Origin of the sequence: Burkholderia sp. AU16482 (assembly GCF_002223285.1) — a bacterium.
Lineage (GTDB): Bacteria > Pseudomonadota > Gammaproteobacteria > Burkholderiales > Burkholderiaceae > Burkholderia > Burkholderia semiarida.
On sequence record NZ_NKEY01000004.1, the window covers coordinates 427,041 to 450,979 of the forward strand.

21 protein-coding genes are annotated in these 23,939 nt (G+C 66.8%); 5 read left to right on the forward strand and 16 right to left on the reverse strand.

The genetic code is table 11. The annotated features are described in order from the left end of the window. Window positions 1–5: 5 nt before the first annotated feature. Complete coding sequence (locus CFB35_RS13645; RefSeq protein ID WP_059578500.1) at window positions 6–890, forward strand: ABC transporter ATP-binding protein; 885 nt, start codon at window positions 6–8, stop codon at window positions 888–890. Then, window positions 883–1,665, forward strand: a complete 783-nt coding sequence (locus tag CFB35_RS13650; RefSeq protein WP_059578504.1) for a metal ABC transporter permease — start codon at window positions 883–885, stop codon at window positions 1,663–1,665. Before CFB35_RS13645 ends, CFB35_RS13650 begins: the two co-directional genes overlap by 8 nt. A 107-nt stretch (window positions 1,666–1,772) precedes the next feature. On the opposite strand, the gene fghA is transcribed toward CFB35_RS13650, so the two are convergent. From fghA to CFB35_RS13665, 3 genes are all read right to left on the reverse strand, one after another. Then, window positions 1,773–2,621, reverse strand: coding sequence for an S-formylglutathione hydrolase (gene fghA / locus CFB35_RS13655; protein WP_059578505.1), 849 nt, complete (start codon window positions 2,619–2,621; stop codon window positions 1,773–1,775). A gap of 16 nt (window positions 2,622–2,637) precedes the next feature. After that, window positions 2,638–3,744, reverse strand: a complete 1,107-nt coding sequence (locus tag CFB35_RS13660; RefSeq protein WP_059578509.1) for an S-(hydroxymethyl)glutathione dehydrogenase/class III alcohol dehydrogenase — start codon at window positions 3,742–3,744, stop codon at window positions 2,638–2,640. Between the two features lie 214 nt (window positions 3,745–3,958). Further along, on the reverse strand, window positions 3,959–5,440 hold the full coding sequence (locus CFB35_RS13665) for a xylulokinase (RefSeq protein WP_089465102.1): 1,482 nt from the start codon (window positions 5,438–5,440) through the stop codon (window positions 3,959–3,961). Window positions 5,441–5,878: 438 nt separating this feature from the next. Between CFB35_RS13665 and CFB35_RS13670 the strand changes: the two genes are divergently transcribed. Further along, window positions 5,879–7,252, forward strand: a complete 1,374-nt coding sequence (locus CFB35_RS13670; protein WP_059578514.1) for a nucleobase:cation symporter-2 family protein — start codon at window positions 5,879–5,881, stop codon at window positions 7,250–7,252. 120 nt (window positions 7,253–7,372) lie between these two features. On the opposite strand, the gene CFB35_RS34325 is transcribed toward CFB35_RS13670, so the two are convergent. The 7 genes from CFB35_RS34325 to CFB35_RS13700 all read right to left on the reverse strand — a co-directional run bounded on the left by CFB35_RS34325 (window position 7,373) and on the right by CFB35_RS13700 (window position 16,261). After that, window positions 7,373–7,792, reverse strand: a complete 420-nt coding sequence (locus tag CFB35_RS34325; protein ID WP_143328720.1) for a hypothetical protein — start codon at window positions 7,790–7,792, stop codon at window positions 7,373–7,375. Between the two features lie 57 nt (window positions 7,793–7,849). Beyond that, window positions 7,850–8,503 carry a M35 family metallo-endopeptidase gene (locus CFB35_RS13675; protein ID WP_059578516.1) on the reverse strand — a complete coding sequence of 218 codons (654 nt, stop codon included), beginning with the start codon at window positions 8,501–8,503 and terminating at the stop codon, window positions 7,850–7,852. Beyond that, the gene (locus CFB35_RS13680; RefSeq protein ID WP_081066496.1) at window positions 8,500–9,054 is read right to left on the reverse strand and encodes a hypothetical protein; all 555 of its coding nucleotides are present in this window, start codon (window positions 9,052–9,054) and stop codon (window positions 8,500–8,502) included. The genes CFB35_RS13675 and CFB35_RS13680 overlap by 4 nt, the downstream gene beginning before the upstream one ends. Beyond that, window positions 9,051–9,728, reverse strand: coding sequence for a PAAR domain-containing protein (locus tag CFB35_RS13685; RefSeq protein WP_081066497.1), 678 nt, complete (start codon window positions 9,726–9,728; stop codon window positions 9,051–9,053). Before CFB35_RS13685 ends, CFB35_RS13680 begins: the two co-directional genes overlap by 4 nt. 522 nt (window positions 9,729–10,250) lie before the next feature. Further along, window positions 10,251–11,771 carry an efflux transporter outer membrane subunit gene (locus CFB35_RS13690; RefSeq protein ID WP_089465104.1) on the reverse strand — a complete coding sequence of 507 codons (1,521 nt, stop codon included), beginning with the start codon at window positions 11,769–11,771 and terminating at the stop codon, window positions 10,251–10,253. Further along, entirely contained in the window at window positions 11,771–14,971 is a 3,201-nt protein-coding gene (gene bpeB / locus CFB35_RS13695) for an efflux RND transporter permease BpeB (RefSeq protein ID WP_059578522.1), read from the reverse strand. Before bpeB ends, CFB35_RS13690 begins: the two co-directional genes overlap by 1 nt. A gap of 15 nt (window positions 14,972–14,986) precedes the next feature. Then, window positions 14,987–16,261 (reverse strand): efflux RND transporter periplasmic adaptor subunit, encoded by a 1,275-nt coding sequence (locus CFB35_RS13700; protein ID WP_089465105.1) that lies wholly within the window; start codon window positions 16,259–16,261, stop codon window positions 14,987–14,989. A 399-nt stretch (window positions 16,262–16,660) separates the two neighbouring features. Between CFB35_RS13700 and CFB35_RS13705 the strand changes: the two genes are divergently transcribed. After that, the gene (locus CFB35_RS13705; RefSeq protein WP_060966712.1) at window positions 16,661–17,302 is read left to right on the forward strand and encodes a TetR family transcriptional regulator; all 642 of its coding nucleotides are present in this window, start codon (window positions 16,661–16,663) and stop codon (window positions 17,300–17,302) included. Between the two features lie 37 nt (window positions 17,303–17,339). On the opposite strand, the gene CFB35_RS13710 is transcribed toward CFB35_RS13705, so the two are convergent. Beyond that, window positions 17,340–18,005, reverse strand: a complete 666-nt coding sequence (locus CFB35_RS13710; RefSeq protein ID WP_060966711.1) for a cysteine hydrolase family protein — start codon at window positions 18,003–18,005, stop codon at window positions 17,340–17,342. A 154-nt stretch (window positions 18,006–18,159) separates the two neighbouring features. Here CFB35_RS13710 and CFB35_RS13715 point away from each other — a divergent pair, with 154 nt between their 5' ends. After that, window positions 18,160–19,167, forward strand: a complete 1,008-nt coding sequence (locus tag CFB35_RS13715; RefSeq protein WP_089465106.1) for a helix-turn-helix domain-containing protein — start codon at window positions 18,160–18,162, stop codon at window positions 19,165–19,167. Window positions 19,168–19,226: 59 nt separating this feature from the next. On the opposite strand, the gene CFB35_RS13720 is transcribed toward CFB35_RS13715, so the two are convergent. From CFB35_RS13720 to CFB35_RS13740, 5 genes are all read right to left on the reverse strand, one after another. Further along, window positions 19,227–19,934: a CoxG family protein gene (locus CFB35_RS13720; RefSeq protein ID WP_060315140.1), complete on the reverse strand. Its 708-nt coding sequence runs from the start codon at window positions 19,932–19,934 to the stop codon at window positions 19,227–19,229. A gap of 28 nt (window positions 19,935–19,962) precedes the next feature. Further along, window positions 19,963–20,322 carry a DUF427 domain-containing protein gene (locus CFB35_RS13725; protein ID WP_089465107.1) on the reverse strand — a complete coding sequence of 120 codons (360 nt, stop codon included), beginning with the start codon at window positions 20,320–20,322 and terminating at the stop codon, window positions 19,963–19,965. A gap of 129 nt (window positions 20,323–20,451) precedes the next feature. Beyond that, window positions 20,452–20,889, reverse strand: coding sequence for a carboxypeptidase-like regulatory domain-containing protein (locus CFB35_RS13730; RefSeq protein ID WP_089465108.1), 438 nt, complete (start codon window positions 20,887–20,889; stop codon window positions 20,452–20,454). 103 nt (window positions 20,890–20,992) lie between these two features. Then, window positions 20,993–22,474, reverse strand: coding sequence for a DegQ family serine endoprotease (locus CFB35_RS13735; protein WP_059578544.1), 1,482 nt, complete (start codon window positions 22,472–22,474; stop codon window positions 20,993–20,995). A gap of 118 nt (window positions 22,475–22,592) precedes the next feature. Then, a complete protein-coding gene (locus CFB35_RS13740) occupies window positions 22,593–23,939 on the reverse strand; it encodes an ATP-binding protein (RefSeq protein ID WP_059578545.1) in 1,347 nt (448 codons plus the stop codon).

Here is a 23,939-nt window from a genome sequence, read left to right on the forward strand (position 1 = left end):
ACGACATGACCGCCACTCCCCACGCCCTCGCAGTCGATCGCGTCACGCTCGAACTGGGCGGCCGCACGATCCTGCGCGACGTCAGCTTCTCGATCGAGCCCGGCGAATTCGTCGGCGTGCTCGGGCCGAACGGCGCGGGCAAGACGACGCTGATGCGCGCGGTGCTCGGCCTCGTCCCCGTGTCGGCCGGCACGCTGTCGGTCGGCGGCGTGCCGGTCGCGCGCGGCAACGCGTCGATCGGCTACATGCCGCAGATCAGGAGCGGCCTCGCGAACCGCCGGATGCGCGGCTACGATTTCGTCGCGATGGCCGCCGACGGCCATCGCTGGGGCCTGCCGCACACGAATGCGGCCACGCGCCGCGACGTCGATCGCGTGCTCGATCTCGTCGGCGGCCCGTCGCTCGCGCGCCGGCCGCTGTCCGAACTGTCCGGCGGCGAACGGCAGCGCCTGCTGCTCGCGCAATGCCTGCTCGGCAACCCCAAGCTGCTGCTGCTCGACGAGCCGCTGATCAGCCTCGACCCGAACCATCAGCGCGGCGTCGTCGAACTCGTGCGCAACGTGCAGCGCGAACTCGGCATCACCGTGCTGTTCTCCGCGCACGAACTGAATCCGCTGCTGAACGCGCTCGACCGCGTGCTGTATCTCGGCAACGGCGTGGCCGCGCTCGGCACCGTCGACGAGGTGATCACGAAGCCCGTGCTGTCGCGGCTCTATGGATCGCCGATCGACGTGATGCGCGTGAACGGCAAGATCTTCGTGATGTCGGGCGACGTCGAGATCGAGAAGCACGATCACGAACACGAGGACGACGACGGGCACTCGCACGGCGGCAGCCACGGCCATCACCACCACGGACACGCTCATCCCGGGCATTCGCACGATGTTTGAATACGACTTCATGATCAACGCCTTCGCGGCGTCGGGAATCGTCGCGGTGCTCGCGGGCATCGTCGGCTACTTCCTGGTGCTGCGCGGGCAGACCTTCGCGGGCCACGCGCTGTCGCACGTCGGCTTCACCGGCGCGACGGGCGCGGTGCTGCTCGGCATCTCGCCGATCTGGGGGATGGTCGGCTTCACGCTCGCGGCCGGGATCGGGATGGGCGCGCTCGGCGAAAGGCTCGCGGGCCGCGACGTCGCGATCGGCGTGATCCTGTCCGGCGCGCTCGGCTTCGGCCTGCTGTTCCTGCATTTCTATACGTCGTTCGCGACGCAGGTCACCGCGCTGCTGTTCGGCAACGTGCTCGCGGTCAGCCACGACACGCTCGCGGTGCTCGCGGGCATCGGCGCGGTGAGCCTCATCGCGCTCGCGCTGATCGCGCGGCCGTTGTTGTTCGCCTCGCTGCAGCCGGAACTGGCCGAAGCCAAGGGCGTGTCGCTGCGCACGGTGTCGATGCTGTTCCTGGCGGTGTGCGCGCTCGCGGTAGCCGCGGCGACGCAGATCGTCGGCGTGCTGCTCGTATTCACGCTGCTCGTCGGGCCGGCGGCGGCCGCGCAAAACGTGTCGACGCGGCTGTCGACGGGCGTGCTGCTCGCCGCGCTGTTCGCGCTGTTCGAAGCGTGGGCCGGCATCGTGCTCGCGTATCACACCGATTGGCCGACGAGCTTCTGGATCACCGCGCTGTCGGCGCTCGTGTACGGCGCGAGCCTATTGCGACGCAACTGATCGGCGCGGCGGTCGCCGCCCGATGCCAATCAAAACGCCGGCGTGCCCGAGGGCAGCGCCGGCGTTTTTTCATGCGCACCGGATGCGTTACCTGCTTGCGCCGCTACTCACCGTGCAAGCACACGCGCATGATGCGCGAGGTGATCGGCGATGAACGTCGAGATGAAGTAGTAGCCGTGGTCGTAGCCCGGATGGCGGCGCAGCGTCAGCGGTTGGCCGGCCTTCGCGCATGCGGCTTCGAATACGTCGGGGTTCAACTGGTTCGCGAGGAACTGATCGGCGAGCCCCTGATCGACGAGGATGCCGTCCGCGAACTTCGGCGCATCGGCGCGCGCGACCAGCTCGCTCGCGTCGTGCGCCTTCCACGCTTCCCGATCGGCACCGAGATAACCGGAGAACGCCTTCTCGCCCCACGGGCATCGCGTCGGCGCGGCGATCGGCGCGAACGCCGACACCGACCGGTACAGGCCCGGATGACGCAACGCGAGCGTCAGCGCTCCGTGGCCGCCCATCGAGTGCCCGAAGATGCCGAGCCGCGCGCCGTCGATCGGCAGCTCGGCCACAACGAGCTCGCGCAGCTCACCCGTCACGTACGACTCCATCCGGTAATGTGTCGACCACGGCGCTTCAGTCGCGTCGACGTAGAAACCCGCGCCGACGCCGAAATCCCACGCATCCGTCTCGCCCGGCACGCCCGCGCCGCGCGGGCTCGTATCGGGCATCACGAGCGCGATCCCGTGCTGCGCCGCGTATTGCTGCGCGCCGGCCTTGATCGCGAACGTCTCGTCGGTGCACGTGAGCCCCGCGAGATAGAACAGCGCCGGCACGCGCTGTTGCGCGGCCTGCGGCGGCAGGTACACCGAGAACTTCATCGGCAGGCCGATTGCCGCCGAATCGTGACGGTAGAAACGCTGCTCGCCGCCGTGGCACGCATGCGAGGAAACGAGTTCGAGCATGGCGGTGCGCTCCCGGTCAGTACAGCACGACCGAGCGGATCGACTCGCCGGCCTTCATCAGGTCGAAGCCGTCGTTGATCCGCTCGAGCGGCAGCGTGTGCGTGATCAGGTCGTCGATGTTGATCTTGCCTTCCATGTACCAGTCGACGATCTTCGGCACGTCGGTGCGCCCGCGTGCGCCGCCGAACGCCGAGCCTTTCCACTCGCGGCCCGTCACCAGCTGGAACGGACGCGTGCTGATTTCCTCGCCCGCCGCCGCCACGCCGATGATGAACGACTGGCCCCAGCCCTTGTGCGTGCATTCGAGCGCCTGGCGCATCAGCTTCACGTTGCCGACGCATTCGAACGAGTAGTCGGCGCCGCCGTCGGTCAGCTGCACGATGTGGTCGACGACGTTCTCGACTTCGTTCGGGTTGATGAAGTGCGTCATCCCGAACTTCTTTGCGAGCTCGACGCGCTTCGGGTTGATGTCGACGCCGATGATCTTGTCCGCGCCGACCATCTTCGCGCCCTGGATCACGTTCAGGCCGATCCCGCCGAGGCCGAACACGACCACGTTCGCGCCGGCCTCGACCTTCGCCGAGTACACGACCGCGCCCACGCCCGTCGTCACGCCGCAGCCGATGTAGCAGATCTTGTCGAACGGCGCGTCCTCGCGCACCTTGGCCACCGCGATTTCCGGCACGACGATGTAGTTCGAGAACGTCGACGTGCCCATGTAGTGGAACAGCGGCTTGCCGTCGAGCGAGAAGCGCGACGTCGCGTCGGGCATCAGGCCCTTGCCCTGCGTCGCGCGGATCTTCTGGCACAGGTTGGTCTTGCGCGACAGGCAGAACTTGCACTCGCGGCATTCGGGCGTGTAGAGCGGAATCACGTGGTCGCCCTTGCGCACCGTGCCGACGCCGGGGCCGACGTCGACCACCACGCCCGCGCCTTCATGGCCGAGGATCGCCGGGAAGATCCCTTCCGGATCGGCGCCCGACAGCGTGTAGTAGTCGGTGTGGCAGATGCCCGTCGCCTTCACTTCGATCAGCACTTCGCCGGCGCGCGGCCCTTCGAGATCGACTTCCTCGATCGTCAGCGGCGCACCCGCCTTCCATGCAATCGCGGCTTTCGTTTTCATCGTGTCACTCCTGTGTGTCGGTGAGATCGGCCCGGGCCGGCGTGTCGCTGCCGGCCCGGGACTCATGCAAAGCGGTCGAAGCCGTGCCGCGCGGCACGGCGCAAGAATCTCGTGCTCGCCATGATGGCCGCTCCCGGCGCGCGTCGCGTGCGGGAAACGGCCACCGGCTTGCCAGGATGCGTCATCGCTGACGCAAAAGAACAAGTGTTCGAGTTTAAACGCCCGTCGTGAACCATGCATCCGTGCGGGCGTACAGATCGACGAAGCGCGCGTAACGTGCGGCCAGCGGGCGGTCGTCTTGCGGTGCGGCGACGGGCGACGCCGTCGGCGCCAACGCGTGCAACGCGTCTTCACGCCAATGGCCGATCGCGACGCCCGCGAGCAGCGCGGCGCCGCGCGTCGCGGCGTTCGGGCAATCGATCGCGTGCAGCGACGCGCCGAGCGCGTCGGCGAGCAACTGGCGCCAGCGCGGATCGACCGAGCCGCCGCCCGCGAGGCGCAGCGTCGCCACCGCGTCGCCGGGGTCGGCGTCGCGGATCGCATCGAGCCCCGCGCGCAACGCGAACGCGACGCCTTCGAACGCGGCGCGCATCATCGCGCCGCGCGTGTCGCCGAGCCCGAGGCCGAGCCAGCCGCCGCGCGCATCGGGGTTCATCCACGGCGAACGCTCGCCGCTCAGGTACGGCAGGAAGCACAGCCGCTCGGACGCCGGCTGCGCGAACGCATCGTCGTACGCATCGGCCCATCGCGCATAGCCGAGCCAACCGCGCACGGATTCGAGCGCGAGCCCGACGTTCTGCATCGCCGCCATCGTGTAATAGCCGCCGCCGGCCGCTGCACGATAGCGATGCAATCCGCGCCGCGCGGGCGGCAGCGTATCCGCGAGCACGACGATCTGGCCGCCGCTGCCGGTCGTCAGCAGCGCGTCGCCTGCCGCGGCCAGCCCGCTGCCGAGCGCCGCGCAGGCGGTGTCGGCCGCGCCTGTCGCAAGCGGCACGCGAGCCGGCAGGCCGAGCGCGGCGGCGGCCTGCGCGCCGAGCACGCCGCAGCGCGCGGTGGACGCACGCACCGGCGCGAAGCGGTCGCCCGGCAGGCCGAGCGCCTCGATCAATGCGCTGTCCCACGCGCCGTCGGGCGTCGCGAGCGCCGTCGCGCACGCGTCGCTCGGATCGGCCGCGACGTCGCCGCCGAGCACGATGCGCAGCCAGTCCTTCGGCTGCACGGCCCAGCGCGCGGCGCGCAGCGCGTCGGGTTCGTGCGTGGCGAGCCAACGCAACAGCGGGCCTGCCATGCCGGGCGCGACGGGATTCGGAGCGACTGGATTCGGAGCGACGGGCATTCCGGCGACGGGCATTCCGGCGGCGTGCCAGTCGGCCGCGTCGGCCTCGCGCACTGCGCGTGTGTCCGGCCACAGCAGCGCAGGCCGCACCGGCTCGCCGGCCGCATCGATCAGCACGACGCCATGCATCTGGCCCGAAAAACCGATCGCCGCGACCTGCGCGCGCTCGTCGGCCGGCAGCCGCGCGGCGGCGCGCACGAGCGCCTGCCACCACGTGGCGGGCGCGATTTCCGCCCAGCCGGGCTGCGGCGACGACAACCCGTAAGGTTCGCTCGCGACGGCCCGCTCGACGCCGTCGGCATCGAGCGTGACGAGTTTGACGGAGCCGGTGCCGAGGTCGATTCCGAGCAGGCGCATGACGTGAAGGGAGATTCGGATGAACGGATGTCGATGATAACGGGATCGCGATGCGCGCTCCGGTTTTTGCCGCCGCGCCGACACATCGAACGTGCTGCCGGCCGGGAGATTGACGGGGCCGCACCTTGCACGCAAAAGCGGCCGCTCGCGGGTTAACCCGGCACGTTTTCCGTACGCCCTTTTTTGCCACTATGCGGCCCGCGCGATACACACCATAAAGCACCCCATATTTGACAGGGGGGCCGGCGCTATTTTGAAGCGCTATAAAACCGGTACGCGTCACTCCCGCGGCAGTTTCCCGATGATCGCCCCCCCGTTCCATACCGACATGGCATATCGAACCAGCAAAGAACGGAATAGAACCCAGTGCTCTTGTTGCATGGATTCATTCCGAATAACTTCGTATCACCCCGAAAACAAGATCATGGAGTGAGACAGATGCAATCGAACACGGTCCATCCGTGCGATGAGGTGCTGCCGACCGGCAAGCTGGTAACGCTTGGCCTGCAGCACGTCCTCGTCATGTACGCCGGCGCCGTCGCCGTGCCGCTCATCGTCGGCGCGGCGCTCAAGCTGCCGAAAGACCAGATCGCGTTCCTGATCAGCGCCGATCTGTTTTCGTGCGGCATCGCCACGCTGATCCAGACGCTGGGCCTGTGGATCTTCGGGATTCGCCTGCCCGTCATCATGGGCTGCACGTTCGCGGCCGTCGGCCCGATGATCGCGATCGGCACGAACCCCGGCCTCGGCATTCTCGACATCTTCGGCTCGACCATCGCGGCCGGCATCATCGGCATCGTGCTCGCGCCGATGATCGGCAAGCTGCTGCGGTTCTTCCCGCCGGTGGTGGTCGGCACGGTGATCGCCGTGATCGGGCTGTCGCTGATGGAAGTCGGCATCAACTGGGCGGCCGGCGGCGTCGGCAACCCCGAGTACGGCAGCCCCGTCTATCTCGGCCTGTCGCTGCTCGTGCTCACGCTGATCCTGCTGATCAACAAGTACGGCCGCGGCTTCATCGCGAACATCTCGGTGCTGCTCGGCATCGTCGCCGGCTTCGTGATCGCATTCGCGCTCGGCCGCGTGAACACCGACGGCGTGGCGCATGCGCCGTGGGTCGGCTTCGTGATGCCGTTCCACTTCGGCCTGCCGCACTTCGACCCGCTGTCGATCGTGACGATGGTCACGGTGATGTTCGTCACGTTCATCGAATCGACCGGGATGTTCCTCGCGGTCGGCGACATGGTCGATCGCCCGGTCAACCAGGAGCGCCTCGTGCGCGGCCTGCGCGTCGACGGCCTCGGCACGCTGATCGGCGGCATCTTCAACTCGTTCCCGCATACGTCGTTCTCGCAGAACGTCGGCCTGATCGGCGTGACGGGCGTGAAGAGCCGTTTCGTGTGTGCGACGGGCGGCGTGATCCTCGTGCTGCTCGGCCTGTTTCCGAAGATGGCGCAGGTCGTCGCGTCGGTGCCGCCGTTCGTGCTCGGCGGCGCAGGCATCGTGATGTTCGGGATGGTCGCCGCGAACGGCATCAAGGTGCTGTCGAAGGTCGACTTCGTGAACCACTCGCACAACCTGTTCATCGTCGCCGTGAGCGTCGGCATGGGCCTCGTGCCGGTCGTGTCGCCGCACTTCTTCTCGAAGCTGCCGCCCGCGCTTGCACCGATCCTGCACAGCGGCATCCTGCTGGCGTCGGCCACGGCCGTGATCCTGAACATCGTGTTCAACGGCGTGAAGGGGGAAAAGGAGGCGAAGTGCGAGATCCGTCGCGCGGGGCATGATTTCGACGGGCGGCCTGTCGATCTGCACTGACGAACACCAGGCATGCGTCGGCTCGCGACGGGCCGGCGCTTACTGCATGGTGCGTAAGAGGCTGCTTGACATCGTCGAAATGGCAGCACTGCCGCTGCGCGGCAGATCGCGGCCAATACCTCATTTCACTTGGCAAGGGCATTCATGCGGGCAACCGGGAAGGAAGTCGATTTCTACTCGTCGGCCATTATCCGGCACACCGTTCAGATGATGCGACTTATAAAGCCTGGCATCGACGTCGACAGGGGCTCGACCGAGCCCCAATGTGACTAGAAGCCTCTTGACACTTTCTGCGCGTTGTTGAGCCAGCACGCGCGGCTGCCTTTCGTCAGCGTCGGCAAGGCCACCGACGGACGTACGATCAAGATTGGGATATTTGAGTTGAAGGTCTATCGCCCAGTTCGCCAGCTTTATGAGCTCGTCGCCGGATACTTTGGCAGAATCTCGTTCAAACGAAACATCAAGCGTATGAACCGGGGAGCAGGCGAATGTTCCGGCCGAGAAAAACGCCAACGCAATACATGCCGGTCCTTTCATCATATCGATCTTCCGTTGGACTCGATCAGATTCAACACGGATTGCCGCGCCACGCCGCCTCTAGTCTTCATAGATAATATACCCGGCAATGCTATCCGCATTATTGATTGCGAGATCGGGGCGCGTCCGCGCCAATACCAAGCACTCGCGCATGAAATATTGATGATCCTGAGCGCCGAAAGTATCGGCAAAATGAGTGCACTCATGAATCAGCGTCGATAACATCGAGTCCTTCGCGCTGGATATGGGACGCATCCCACAAAAATTCTCATGGATACAGATAGTATGGGTAGCTGTGTCAGGACCGCAAACATGAGCGACGGCACCATCAGGGTCCTTGTTATTCGGCGTACAACCAAGATACCGATCAAGTTCCTCTGAGTGACGAACAAAGTTTCCAGGCTTGAGATCGCGCATCACCCGACTTACTTGTGCGAGTCCGACTGTCAGACGTTGCCGAATCGTTTCATCGCTTGAGCCAAACCACGTTGCGACGCGTTGACGTTCGACCGCCCCCCACCTGCGCAAGTCTACGAGCCGTACGTCGATCATTCGTACGGCTCTGTCGCGTAACGTTAGAACCATACGGCGAAATTCCGCATCGGTCATGTTTGGACAGATGGGCGGCCCGTTCGATATCAATGCTTCGATTACCGAACCTTCTTTCAGGTCTGTCATCGCCTCCGCAATTGCTACGCGATCGCCATCACTCATTCTTCTTCCCCGCTGACTTCCAGTTTTACCGACTCGGGCTTCAGCGTGACCACTCGCATGGTATGGCCCTGCGCATCGGTAGTCCCCGATGCCAGCACGTCACCACGGCAATTTGTAATCCAATACCGAACGCCTGCAACAGGTTGCCTGGACTTCTTGTTGCGAATGACGAACTGCTGATCATGGACCGCAGTGCGTCCTCTTGCAGGAGCGACGCCTAAGTCATTCTTCCCTGTCAACCGCGCCACCTCTTCCGCGGCAAAGGTCATCTTCATGCCGCGCTCGGCGTAGAAAACAGGTGGCGGATTGCAATCGCAGACGTTGATATCACCACTCAACGCCCACGGCTTGCCGTTTGGTCCAGTGCCGGGCCAACGTGGCCCCTCCGGGGCGACAAACCCTTCCTGCTTGCATGCCGTGCAGTACGTCTTCATGTAGAGCGTTGCGATATGCACGCGCGGCGGCGGATTGGAACAGGTGACGCCATCCAATCCTTCCGTAATCGTGGCGCTGCCGCCCCGGTCACCTTTGGCAAGGAAATAACGGATCATGAATTCTCGCCTCGATGCGCAACAGTTGGACGCCTCACAACGGCGAAGGCGTCAGCCGATACCAAGCCATCACGCTCAGGGCTATCGGTAATGACGTCGCCGTTATCCAGTTCGCTACCGACGAAAGCCAGCGGCTGGAAGTCTCCGTTATCCACCCGCCCAAGGCCGCTTACGATTCGCGCAGTCGAGCCGTCTGCGTAGTGAATCTGATTACCTACGACACCAGCCGTGCCAAGCCGGACACCGGTCTCCCACGTGCCGGTGACTTCGCGCAACGCACCGCCTCGCGCGGTCGTGGCTCTTCGTACAGCCAATCGGTAGCGCGGCGACGCGGGCGGCGGCACATAATCCTTGTTAAACAATCCCTGGGCCGTTTCGCCAGTCGGTACATGAATTCCCCACAACCGCTGAAGCGTTTCGACGATACGATCGCCGTTGCTCAACCGGCTACCCACCAGCGCAAACGGCTTGTCGCTGCAAATCGCATATTCGCCTGCGCCATCCATAATGACGGCCTCGCTGCCATCCTCGTAAGTGACGACATCGCCAACACGGGCAACGACAAGCCCGGCAACTGCCAGGCCGCTGGTAGCAGTGGTTACCCGCGCACCGCGCTCGGTGAACGCCCCGATGGAGGCAAAAAGATGAGTCGGTGCAGCGGGCTCGCGCTTCATCCGGATTTCCTTTCTCGACAATGGGTGAGGAATGCTCCATACAAAATTTGCACGGACGAGAAAGAAGAAGCAATCAGACGAATTCGAATTTCGTATAGCTAATTGTTATAAGCACCGTTCAACAATAATGAACCTGCAGCCGCTCGCTTCGATCGAGCGATGGGCCTGAATTGAAGAATCGAGGGGGAGATTCGACTGTCGGTGGGCGACAGGCTACCGAAGTGGAATGATCATCGCTTGGTCGAAACGAGAAGCTGAACGGTTAGCCGGTACGCGTCGTGCTCGACGGCGCCGGCCCGTGGATTTCACGCCCGCTGCCGAAGTACACACGTGTTCCGCCTGGATCACTGCAGCGTTCCCACGCAAGGTTACTGCGCACTCAAGGACCAACAATCATGGGCTGGCCCTACGTTGTCTCCGTTGCGTTTCGTATCGTTCGTAACGGCCAACGTGCTACAGAACTAACACCCGAATCGCCCTGCCTGCGTGCGAAGCGACCGCACGCAGGCAGGATAACCACAGTTACCCGTTCGCCGCTGCCGACGCCGGCGCCGGCGCGGCCGCCTTGTCGTAGTCGACCGGCGCATCCGGCGCGCGCGGCGCTTCGCCGGCACGCTGGATCCACCCGCCGCCGAGTGCGCGGTACAGGTCGACCAGGTTCGTCCAGCGGGCCAGACGCGCGCTGATCAGCGACTGCTGCGCCGAGTACAGATCCGTCTGCGCGGTTAGCACCGACAGGTAGCTGTCGACGCCGTTCTTGTACCGCAGGTCCGACAAGTCGAAGCGCCGCTGCTGCGCGTGCTCGTTGCGCTCGAGCGCCGCGATCTGCTGGTCGTACGTGCCGCGTGCGGCGAGGCCGTCCGCCACTTCGCGGAACGCCGACTGGATCGCCTTCTCGTAGTTCGCGATCTCGATGCGCTTCTGCACGTTCGCGAGATTCAGGTTCGCGATGTTCTGCCCGCCTTCGAAGATCGGCATCGTGATCTGCGGCGCGAACGACCATGCGGCCGTGCCGGCCTTGAACAGACCGCCGAGCGTCGGGCTGCCGGTGCCGAACGCACCCGTCAGCGAGATACGCGGGAAGAATGCCGCGCGCGCCGCGCCGATGTTCGCGTTGGCAGCCAGCAGCGTCTGCTCGGCCTGCATCACGTCCGGACGACGCGTGAGCAGATCCGACGGAAGGCCTGCCGGCACGTCCGTCAGCAGATTCTGCGCGTCGAGCGGCATGCCCGCCGGCAGGTCGTCCGGCAGCGGCTCGCCGATCAGCAGCACCAGCGCGTTCAGCGCCTGCGCACGCGCACGTGCCTGCGCCTGCTGGTTCGCAAGCGCCGTCTCGACCACCGTCTGCGCCTGACGCAGCTCGAGCTCGGAGCCCGTGCCGTTGTCGAACTGCAGCTTCGTCAGGTCGTAGGACGCCTGCGCGGTCTTCAGCGTGTTCTCGGTGACCTTCAGCAGATCGTCGGTCGACAGCAGCGTCAGGTACTGGTCAGCCACCTGCGACACCAGCGAGATTTCCGATGCCTGCCGGGCATACGACGTCGACAGGTACTGCGCGAGCGCCTGGTCCTTCAGGCTCTGCACGCGGCCGAACAGGTCGAGCTCCCACGACGCCGAGAGCCCGACGTTGTAGTTGCGCGAGATCAGCGGCTGGCCCGTCTGCGATAGGCCCTGCGGGAAACGCTGGATGCTGCCCGTGCCCGTGCCGTCGAGCGACGGGAACAGCCCCGCGCGCGTGATCTGGTACTGCGCGCGCGCCGCCTCGATGTTCAGCACCGACACGCGCAGGTCGCGGTTGTTGTTCAGCGCGATCTCGATCAGCCGCTGCAGGCGCGGATCGACGAAGAACTCGCGCCAGCCGATGGCGGTCGCAGCTTGCCCGTTCGCGCTGCGCGCGCCGGCCGCGCCCGGCTGCGTCGCGTAGACGCCGCCGGCCGGGTACGCCTGCGCGACGGGCGCGTCGGGCCGCTTGTAATGCGGCGCCATCGTGCAGCCCGTGGCAAGGAGCGCGACTGCGATTGCAGTCAAAGCGTGTTTTTGCATCATCACTGTCCCTTGTTGCCTTCGTCGCCGTTGCCCGGCTTCTCTTCGTGGTGCGAGTGCTCCTGAGCCAGGCGCAGCGCCTCGTCGACGTCTTCCTTCTCGCCGCTGAAGATCGCACGGATCTTCACGAAGAACATCGGGATCATGAAGATCGCGAGGAACGTCGCCGTGATCATCCCGCCGATCACGCCCGTGCCGATCGCGTGCTGGCTCGCCGAACCCGCGCCGTTGCTGATCGCGAGCGGCAGCACGCCGAGAATGAACGCGAGCGACGTCATCAGGATCGGACGCAGCCGCAGGCGCGCCGCTTCCAGCGCGGCCTCGATCGGCCCCATCTTCTCCGACTGCTGCAGCTCGCGCGCGAACTCGACGATCAGGATCGCGTTCTTCGCGGACAAGCCCACGGTCGTCAGCAGGCCGACCTGGAAGAACACGTCGTTCTCGAGGCCGCGCATCGTGGCCGCGAGCAGCGCGCCGATCACGCCGAGCGGCACGACCATGATCACCGAGAACGGGATCGACCAGCTTTCATACAGCGCCGCGAGACACAGGAACACGACGAGGATCGAAATCGCGTACAGGATCGGCGCCTGCGAACCGGACTGGATTTCCTGGAACGACAGGCCCGTCCACGAATAGCCGATACCGACCGGCAGCTTCTTCGCGATCGTTTCCATCGCGGCCATCGCCTGACCGGTCGACTTGCCCGGTGCGGCCTGCCCCTGGATTTCCATCGCCGACACGCCGTTGTAGCGCTCGAGCTTCGGCGAACCGTACGTCCAGTGACCGGTCGCGAACGCGCTGAACGGCACCATCCCGCCCGACCCGTTGCGCACGTACCAGATGTTCATGTCTTCCGGCGTCATCCGGAACGGCGCGTCTGCCTGCACGTACACCTTCTTGATCCGGCCGTCGGTATCGAGGAAGTTGTTCACGTACTTCGACGCCCATGCGATCGAGAACGTCTGGTCGATCGCATCCGCGGTCACGCCCAGCGCATTCGCCTTCTCGCGGTCGATGTCGACCTTGTACTGCGGCGTGTCGTTCAGGCCGTTCGGACGGACACCCTGCAGCGTCGGATCCTTCGACGCCATCCCGAGCAACTGGTTACGCGCGGCCATCAGCGCATCGTGGCCAAGACCGGCGTTGTCCGTCAGCTCGAAGTCGAAGCCGGCAGCGGTACCGAGCTCCGGAATCGACGGCGGGTTGAACGGAATCACGAGCGCGTCCTTGTAGCCCGCGTAACGCCCGAACATCCGGCCGATCAGCGCCTGCACCTTCTGGTTCGCATGCTGACGCTGCGCGTAATCCTTCAGGCGGACGAACACGAGGCCCGAGTTCTGGCCGCGGCCCGCGAAGCTGAAGCCGTTGACCGTGAACGCCGATTCGACGATTTCCTTCTCGTCCTTCAGCAGGTAGTCGGAAATGTTCGCGAGCGTCTTCGCGGTCGTTTCCTGCGTGGAGCCGGACGGCGTCTGCACGATCACGAACATCAGGCCCTGGTCCTCATCGGGCAGGAACGACTTCGGCAGGCGCACGAACAGCAGGCCGACCGCGACGATCACGACCAGATAGATGATGAGCCAGCGGCCCGAGCGCTTGATCACGTGGTGCACGCCGACGTGGTACTTGTCGCGGCTGTTGTTGAACGTGCGGTTGAACCAGCCGAAGAAGCCCTTCTTCTCTTCGTGATGCCCTTGTGGGATCGGCTTGAGGATCGTCGCGCACAGCGCCGGCGTCAGAATCAACGCAACCAGCACCGACAGCACCATCGCCGACACGATCGTCAGCGAGAACTGACGATAGATCGCGCCGACCGAGCCACCCGAGAACGCCACCGGCACGAACACCGCCGACAGCACGAGCGCCACGCCGACGAGTGCGCCGGTGATCTGCCCCATCGCCTTGCGGGTCGCCTCCTTCGGCGACAACCCCTCTTCCGCCATCACGCGCTCGACGTTCTCGACCACCACGATCGCGTCGTCGACCAGCAGGCCGATCGCGAGCACGAGACCGAACATCGACAGCGTGTTGATCGAGAAGCCGACCATCGACATGATCGCGAACGTGCCGAGCAGCACGACCGGCACCGCGATCGTCGGGATGATCGTCGCCCGCAGGTTCTGCAGGAACAGATACATCACGAGGAACACGAGCACGATACCTTCGAGCAGCGTCTTGACCACTTCCTCGATCGACAGCTTCACGAACGGCGTCGTGTCGTACGGATACTTCACGACGAGGCCGTGCGGGAAGAACGGTGCGAGCTCGTCGATCTTCGCGCGCACGGCCTTCGCGGTCGCGAGCGCGTTCGCGTTGGTCGCGAGCTGGATACCGAGTGCCGCGGTCGGCTGACCGTTGTACTTCGTGTCGAAGTTGTAGTTTTCGCCGCCGAGGCCGATCTGCGCGACGTCCTTCAGGCGAACTTGCGAGCCGTCCTGGTTGACCTTCAGCAGGATGTTGCCGAACTGCTCGGGCGTCTGCAGCAGCGTCGATTCGGTGATCGTCGCCTGCAGCACGGTGCCCGGCTTCGCCGGCGTGCCGCCGATCTGGCCGCCCGCGATCTGCACGTTCTGCGCGGTGATCGCCGAGCTGACGTCGACCGGCGTGAGGCCGTAGTTGGTCAGGCGGTTCGGGTCGAGCCAGATCCGCATCGCGTACTGCGAGCCGAACAGCGTGACGGTACCGACGCCGTTCAGCCGGCTGATCGGATCCTTCACGTGCGACGCCACGAAGTTCGCGAGGTCGTACTTGTTCATGCTGCCGTCTTCGGAGTTGAAGGCGAGCACCAGCAGGAAGCTGCTGCTCGACTTCGTGACCGACAGACCGAGCTGCTGCACGACCTGCGGCAGAACCGGCGTCGCGAGCGACAGCTTGTTCTGCACCTGAACCTGCGCGATGTCGGCGTTGGTGCCCGGCGCGAAGGTCAGCGTGATCGTTGCGTTGCCCGAGTCGTCACTCGTCGACGACATGTACAGGAAGTTGTCGAGACCGCTCATCTGCTGCTCGATCACCTGCGTCACCGTGTCTTCCACCGTCTTCGCGGAAGCGCCCGGGTAGTTCGCGGTAATCTGGATCGATGGCGGCGCGATCGTCGGATACTGCGAGATCGGCAGCGTGAAGATCGCCGCAACCCCGGCCAGCATCAGGATGATGGCGATCACCCACGCGAAGATCGGGCGATCGATAAAAAACTTTGCCATGAAACAGGCTCCCTGTTATTGCGCGCTCGAAGCAGCGGCAGCACTCGCCGGCGCGGCGCCCGATGCGGCGGCACCGGAAGCGGCGGCGGCGCCGGACCCGGCAGCGGCCGGCGCGGCGGGGGCAGCGGCGCCCGAGGCGGCATCGGCCGCCGGCGCGAGCTGCGCGGGGACCGTCTTCACGGTCGCGCCCGGGCGCACCTTGTCGACGCCCTGCACGATCACGTGATCGCCCGCCTGCAGACCGCCTTCCACGATCCAGTTCTGGCCTTGCATGCCGGTCGTCTTCAGCGGACGCGGCTCGACCTTGTTGCTGGCGTTCACGACCATCGCGATCGCCTGCCCCTTCTGGTCGTGCGTGACGCCGATCTGCGGCACCAGGAACGCGTTCTCGTTCACGCCTTCCTCGATCCGTGCGCGCACGAACATCCCCGGCAGCAGCACGCGGCCCGGGTTCGGGAACACCGCGCGGATCGTCACCGAGCCGGTGGTCTGGTCGACCGTCACGTCCGAGAACTGCAGCTTGCCCGGCTCCGAGTAGGTCTTGCCGTCTTCCAGGATCAGCGACACCTTCGCCGCGCCCGGGCCGCTCGTCTTCAGACGGCCGCTCTGCACGTCCTGGCGCAGCTTCAGCCCTTCGAGGCTCGACTGCGTGAGGTCGACGTACACTGGATCGAGCTGCTGCACCGTCGACATCAGCGTCGCCTGGCTCGCCTGCACGTAGGCGCCCGGCGTGACCTGCGAGATGCCGACGCGGCCGCTGATCGGCGACATGACATCCGTATAGCCGAGGTTGATCTGCGCGGTGTCGACCGCCGCCTTGCCGGCCGCGACGTCCGCCGCGGCCTGGCCTTGCGTGGCCACCGCGTTGTCGTAGTCCTGCTTGCTGACCGCGTTCGCGGCGACCAGCACCTTGTAGCGCGCGACCAGCGCGTTCTGCGTGACGAGGTTCGCCTGCGCCTTCGCGAGCGTCGCCTTCGCGCTGTTCAGCGCCGCGATGTACGGCGCCGGATCGATCTTGTAGAGGCGCTGACCGGCCTTGACGTCGGTGCCTTCGGTGAATTCACGGCGCAGCACGATGCCGTCGACCCGTGCACGCACTTGCGCGACGAGGAATGCGCTGGTGCGGCCCGGCAGGTCGGTGAAGACCGGTACGGCTTGCGGCTGGACGGTGACGACGCCGACTTCCGGCGTTTGCGGCGGCGGTGCCGATTCTTTTTTTCCGCAGGCAGCCAGGAAAACCGCGGCTGCCGCGACAGTGATCAAGCGGTATGGAACCCGTTCGACGCGCATGGAGCGACCTCTGTGTGTAACCAATGGAATAAGTGCGGCACCCGGCGGGAGCGCAACACGGATGCGCCTCGCGGCGCAGATCGAACACCGAATTACTGGACTGCTGGATACAGCACGTCGGCACGAGACCTCCGTGCCGACGGGGATGCCGCGAACTGCGGACTGATACTAGGGCGGGAATCAGCAGAGTGGGATATTAACTGATTGCCACTTGGGTCATTCGATCGTAGGGTGGTATTGTATATACATTCACGAATGTATGTAAAAAGCCCGTTCGTGCTCCGCCGGCTGTTCAGTCTTACGGATTGTTACCAACCGCCAGCATAGCCCGTCCGCATGACGGCGACGAGGGGTTGCGGACCCTATATTCATCCACGATCGATCCAATCAGGCCTGCACATGGTCAGACGTACCAAGGAGGAGGCGCTCGAGACGCGCAATCGCATTCTCGACGCCGCCGAACACGTGTTCTTCGAAAAAGGCGTGTCGCACACGTCGCTCGCGGACATCGCCCAGCACGCCGGCGTGACGCGCGGCGCGATCTACTGGCATTTCGCGAACAAGAGCGAACTGTTCGATGCGATGTTCGACCGCGTGTTCCTGCCGATCGACGAATTGAAGCGGATACCGCTCGACGCGCCGGGCGGCAATCCGCTGGAGAAGGTGCGCCAGATCCTGATCTGGTGCCTGCTCGGCGTGCAGCGCGACGCACAGCTGCGGCGCGTGTTCAGCATCCTGTTCATGAAGTGCGAGTACGTCGCGGACATGGAGCCGCTGCTGCAGCGCAACCGCGCGGGGATGAGCGAGGCGCTGCACATGATCGACGCCGATCTCGCGGCGGCCGTGGGGCTCAAGCTGCTGCCCGAGCGGCTCGATACGTGGCGTGCGGCGCTGATGCTGCACACGCTCGTCAGCGGCTTCGTACGCGACATGCTGATGCTGCCCGACGAGATCGACGCCGAGCAGCATGCGGAAAAGCTCGTCGACGGCTGCTTCGACATGCTGCGCTACAGCCCGGCGATGCTGAAGGACCGCGACTGAGCGCGCGGCGCATCGCGCGCCGCGTCGCCGTACCGGGTCAGGCCGCTTTCGCGCGCCGCGCGCGGGCCCGCCGGTTCGACGCGGCCACCGAATCGCGCGCCGGCATCGCCGCGCCGGCCAGCCCCGCGATCCACGTGTCGGTCGACATCACCGCCGCGAAATTCGACTGGAACACCACCCCGTACGCGCGGTGAATCTCTTCGGCGCTGGCCGCGCCCGCTTCGTTCTCGTAAGGCAGCGCGCCCGTCGCGTCGTTCAGGTACTCGACCTTCAACCCCGCATGCGCCGCGTGATAGACGGTCGACGCATTGCAGTTGTGCGTCATGTAGCCAGCCACCGCGAGCGTGTCGATCCCGTGCGCGTCGAGCCACGCGGCGAGATCGGTGCCGGCGAACGAGCTCGCCTGCGCCTTCTCGATCCGATGCGCGTACGGCCGGCTGGCCACCACTGCGTGCAGCGCGACGCCGTCGGTGCCCGGCGCGAAGATCGGCGCGCCGGCCGGCGCGACGTGCTGAACCACGATCACCGGCACGCCGGCCGCGTGCGCGGCGTCGATCGCGCGGCCGATGTTCGCGAGCGACACGTCGAGCGGCGGATATTCGATCGGCAGGTTGCCCGTCACGTATTCGTTCTGCACGTCGATCACGATCAGTGCGCGGCGGGCAGCGGGACGGGAAGCGGAATGCGGGGCCGTGTTCGACATGGCGATCTCCTGGTCGGGGAGGCGCTGCCCCGCCCCGGAGCGGGACGGCCAGCAGTGCGATGCGATGCATTGTCGGCGCGCGCGACCCGCGCTGATAGTGGCCCGATAGCCATTCTTCGATAGAATCGGGCCATCACCTTCCCGGAACCGCGCCATGCTCGCCGCCGCGTCGCCCGTCAGCTCCATTCCGACCGTCGTCGCGGTGATCGCGTACGACGGCATCAGCCCGTTCCACCTGTCGGTGCCGTCGGTCGTGTTCGGCCAGGCACGCGACGCGGCCGTGTCGCCCGCGTTCGAGTTCCGCGTCTGCTCGGTCGAGCGCGGCCCGCTCGCGACGACGGGCGGCTTCACGATCACCGCGCCGTACGGGCTCGACGCGCTCGACGATGCGGACATCGTCATCGTGCCTTCGTGGCGCGACCCGGACGAAACGCCGCCCGACGCGCTGCTCGATGCGGTCCGCGCGGTCGCCGCGCGCGGCGTGGAACTCGTCGGCCTGTGCCTCGGCGCCTACGTGCTCGCCGCGGCCGGCCTGCTCGACGGTCGCCCGGCCACCACGCACTGGGCGTGGGCCGACGATTTCGCGCAGCGCTTTCCCCGCGTGAAGCTCGATCCGGACGTGCTGTACGTGGACGACGGCAACCTGATGACGTCGGCCGGCACCGCGGCAGGCCTCGACTGCTGTCTGCACGTCGTGCGGCGGCGCTTCGGCTCGGACGCCGCGAACCGCATCGCGCGCCGCCTCGTGATCCCGCCGCACCGTCAGGGCGGGCAGGCCCAGTACGTGCCGCAGCCGGTCGCGGCGCACCCGCGCGACGCGCGGCTCGCGGGGCTGCTCGACTGGGTACGCGGCCATCTCGACGCCGCGCACAGCGTCGATTCGCTCGCCGAACGCGTGCTGATGAGCCGGCGCACGTTCACGCGCCACTTCCGCCAGGCGACCGGCACGACCGTCACCGCGTGGCTGCAGGCCGAGCGCCTCGCACGTGCGCGGCTTCTGCTCGAAACCACCGGCCAATCGATCGACGCGATCGCGCAGGCGGCCGGCTACGGCTCGAGCGTGTCGCTGCGCCAGCATTTCGCGGGCGCGCTCGGCACGTCGCCGTCTGCGTATCGAAGGGAATTTCGCGGCGCCGGAGCCGGTGCCGACGGGGGACGGTGACACCCGCCGCGCGGGCGCAGCGCGGGCCGTGACACGGAACCGGGCGGCCGATCGGCCGCTCAGCCGCCGTTGAACCAGCGTGCCGCGTAAAGCAGCAGCGCGACGAACACGATCATCGCCGCCCAGGCCCACACAGGCACCGTGCCGGAATCGCGATGCCGGAGCGCGCTCGCCGCCCGCCCGCTCAGCGCGCCGCCGAGATGCGGCGGCAGCGAACGCTTCGTCGCGGCCATCAGCGATGCCGGCCGCAGGAACACATGCTGGCGCCGCTGCGCAGGAGCGCTCGCGCGATTCGGCGCGAGGCCGTGCTTCGCCTGCACGACCGCGCTGAACTCACGGAAGAACGTGTCGGTCCATTCCCGCAGCGCATTGTCGATCTGCCGCCCCGGCAACTCGGCGAGCGGCCCGCTCGCGGTGGCCCAGACCACGTACTCGATCCGCGTGGCGGTCGCATCGTCATCCGGCATCAGCACGAGTTCGACCTGGCCGCGCAGCGCGCCGAGGCCGTCGGCCCGCGCCTTGAAGTTGAGCACGCGGCGCGGCTGCCCTTGCGCGTCGCCCTGCTCGGCGGCCGCGTGCGCGCGCACGTCGTAGCGGGCGCGCAGCGGGCCGAGCGGCACCGTGATCGTCAGCGCGAACTCGCCGTGCGCGAGTTTCACGAACGATTCGCAATGGTCGAAGCTCGCGCGCAGCAGTGCGAGATCCTCCAGCGCGTCCCGCACGACAGGCGGCGCGAGCGGTACGCGTAACGTGTCGTTCAGTTCCATGTCGCCTCCCCGATGAACGCGCGCCGCATCAGGACGTCTCGACGAGACTGTCGACCCGTGCGACATCGAAGGCGACGTAGAGCGCGAGCGCGGCCGCCGCCTCCTTCGGTTCTTCGTAACTCCATGCGGCGTTCTCGATCACGCCGTCTTCCGTCTGCAAGTCGAAATGCACGGCCTCCCCCCTGAACGGGCAGGCCGACGTGACGCCCGATTTCACGAGTCGACGCATGTTGACGTCGCCGCGCGGCAGGTAATGGATGTCCGGAAGCCCCGCCTCACGGACGGTCAGCGCACCGTGCGAATCGGCATAGGTGATGCCGCGATGGATCACGCGCACGCGATGACGGTTCGGCACGATTTCGAGTCGAGGGTCGGCTGCATCGGACATCGTTTCTCCTTCGGGCGGCAGTCAGGCCGGGGCAGGAAACGAAAAAGCCACGGCACGCATGCCGTGGCTTTCATTATGGGCGAAACTTCGTCCGATTGCGCGACCGGGATCCCGGCCGCGTGCGGCGGGCTACTGCGCACTCCACTGGAACGCGGCTTTCGCGCCGCCCTTCGCGCCTACCGTGACGGCGCGCGATTCGTCGCTACCCTGGTACGACGCGTGCACCGTGTAGCGCCCAGGCGGCACCTTCACGAGCATGTAGGGCCCACGCGCATCGGTTTTCAGCACTTCGGCGCCCTTGCCGTCGACGATCCGGACATGGACGTCGGCCAGGAACTCGCCGCCCTTGCCGGTGAAGCGCAGCGCGAGCGGCCACTGCGCCTCGCTGCGCTGGAACGCCGTCGATTCGTCCAGCCCGACGCCGCCGGACACGAAGGTGACGTCGCCCTGCTGGCGCGCGGGGGGCAAGCCGTCCGACTGCGCGTACGCGCCGGTCGCGCCGGCTGCGAGGCCGGCGGCCAGCGCCGCGGCGACGGCAAATCGGGACACGTTGCGTAGATTTTGCATGGCTCTCTCCTTGGGGTCGGAACACATACTGGGCGCAGCGTCACGCGATCGCACGGCGGCGGCGCCCGCCGCAGCCGGGCTGGCCGGCCGCGGCCGCTGCCGGTCAGCTCAGGTCGACCGGCACGAAGATCTGTGCATTATCGCGCTGGATCAGCAGAGCAAGACTGTTGCCCGCGCCCTTCACCGCGTCACGCAACTGCTCGGGGCTCGTGACCGGGCGGCCGTTCACCGCGAGGATCACGTCGCCAGGCTGGATGCCCGCGTTCGCGGCCGGCCCGCCGGCCTGCTGCACGATCAGCCCGTGCGACAGGTTGTCCGCGCTGCGCTCCTGCGGCGACAGCGGACGCACCGCGACACCCAGGCGGCCCTGCTCGACCGGCCCGCCGTCGTTCGATGCGAGCTTCGCATCGGCCATCGCGCCGAGCGTCACGCTGATCGACTTCTTCGACTTGTCGCGCCAGATCTGCAGGTCGGCCTTCGAACCCGGCTTCAGGTTCGCGATCTGCGCGGGCAGCGACGTCGAATCGGCGACCGGCGAACCGTTGACCGACAGGATCACGTCGCCCGGCTGCAGGCCGGCCTTCGCGGCCGGGCCGTTGGCGTCGACCGAGCTGACGAGCGCGCCGTCCGGCTTCTGCAGCCCGAACGAGCTCGCGAGCGTCTGGTTCAGCCCCTGCACGGCGACGCCGAGACGGCCGCGGCTCACGTGGCCCGTCTTCACGAGCTCGTCCTTCACCTTGATCGCCTCGTTGATCGGAATCGCGAACGACAGGCCCTGGAAGCCGCCCGTCTGCGAGTAGATCATCGAGTTGATGCCGATCACCTCGCCCTGCAGGTTGAACAGCGGGCCGCCCGAGTTGCCGGGGTTCACCGGCACGTCGGTCTGGATGAACGGCGTGTAGTTCTCGTCGGGCAGCGCGCGCGACTTCGCGCTGATGATGCCCGACGTGACCGTGTTGTCGAAGCCGTACGGCGAGCCGATCGCGACGACCCACTGGCCGACCTTGCTCTGCGCCGGGTCGCCGATCTTCACGGTCGGCAGGCCGCTCGCGTCGATCTTCAGCACGGCGACGTCGGACTGCTTGTCGGCGCCGACGACCTTCGCCTTGTATTCGCGCTTGTCGGTCAGCTTGACCGTGACGACGTTCGCGCCGTCGATCACGTGCGCGTTGGTCAGGATGTATCCGTCGGAACTGACGATGAAGCCCGACCCGAGGCTCGCGCTCGGCTGGTCGTCCGGCTGCGCGTCGCCGCCCATGCCCGGCACCTGGCCGTAGAAGTGCTTGAAGAACTGGTAGAACGGGTCGCTCGGATCGATCGGCAGCTGCGGCTGCGGCGCGCGCCGCGCGACCTGCTTCACGACATGCTTCGCGCTGATGTTCACGACCGCCGGGCCGTAGGTTTCGACGAGCCCGGAGAAATCGGGGATGCCGGTCTTGGCGGCGGCTTCGGCCGGCATCATGGCGGCCTGCGCGGGCGTGATGATCTGCGGATCGGCGCGGCGGGTGCCGGCGAAATAGCCTGCCGACAGGGCGGCCGCCACGGCGACCGCGACGGTGCCGCGCGCAAGGAATCGGGTGTTCATCGTAGGACCTCCTCGTTGTTAGGACGCAGCGTAACGACCCTGACTTAAAGGAGGCTTAATCAGCCTTAAGCGAGGCTTAAGCGGCTGCCGCGCGGCTACCGGCGGCCGGGCTCGCCCTTCAGGCGGATTCGGAAGGCTGCGGCGCCTGGGTCGACATCTCGGCGTCGCGGAACACGACGCTGACGAGCAGGCCGCCCGCGGCCGCATCGCCGAGCGACACCGTCGCGCCCTGCTGCGCCGCCACGCGCTTGACGATCGCGAGCCCGAGCCCGCTGCCCGACACGTCGGTGCGTGCCCGCGCCGTGCTGTCGCGATAGAAGCGGTCGAACACGCGCTCGCGCTCGTCGGCCGGAATGCCCGGCCCGCTGTCGGCGATCTGCACGCACGCGCGGCCGGCCGCGTCGCGCGTCAGCGATACGTCGATGCGGCCGCCGTCCGGCGTGTACTTCACCGCGTTGTCGAGCAGGTTGCCGAACATCACGCGCAGCGCGCCGACGTCCGCGACGACGCTCGCCGCGCACGTTTCCTCGAAGCCGAGATCGATGTCGTGCCGCTGCGCGAGCGGCGCATGCGCGGCCACGCACTCGGTAAGCAGCGCCTGCAGGTCGACCGGCTCGCGCATCGTCGCGCCGTCCGGCTCCGCGCGCGCGAGCGCGAGCAGTTGCTCGGTGAGACGCGTCGCGCGCGACACGCCGTCCTGGAGATCCGCGATCGCCTCGCCGCGCGACGCATCGTCCTTCGCGCGGGCGACGAGCTGCGCCTGGATCTGCACGGCCGCGAGCGGCGTGCGCAACTCGTGCGCGGCGTCGGCGACGAACGCCTTCTGCGTGTCGAGCGCCGCCGACAGCCGCGCGAGCAGCCCGTTCAGCGCCCGCACGAGCGGCTGCACCTCGAGCGGCAGGCGCGCGTCGGGCAGCGGGTCGAGCGCTTCCGGCCGGCGCGCCTCGACCGCGCGCGTCACGCGGCCGAGCGGTGCGAGCCCGCGGCCGACGATCATCCACACGGCCGCGCCGAGGAACGGCAGCAGCACGATCAGCGGCCACAGCGTGCGCAGCGCGACGTTGGCCGCCAGCCGGTTGCGCACCGACAGCGGCTGCGCGAGCTGCACGACGTTGTCGCCGACGATGGCGCCGTACACGCGCCATTCGCCGCGATCGGTGCGCTCGGTCGAAAAGCCGAGCTCCGCGCGCGGCGCGATCGGCGCGCGCGGATGCGAGAAGTACATCAGCACGCCGTTGCGATTCCAGATCTGGATCACGATGCCTTCGTCGCCGTTGGTACGCGAGCCGAACACCTGCGAGAACGGCTCCGACGGCAGCGCCGCGGCGATTTCCTGCAACTGGTAGTCGAACAGTTCGTTCGCCTCGGCGAGCGCCTGCCGGTAAATGAGCCAGCCCGCCATGCCCACGCCCGCGACGACGATCGCGAGCAGCCAGATCAGCAATTGATGACGAATCGACCGCAC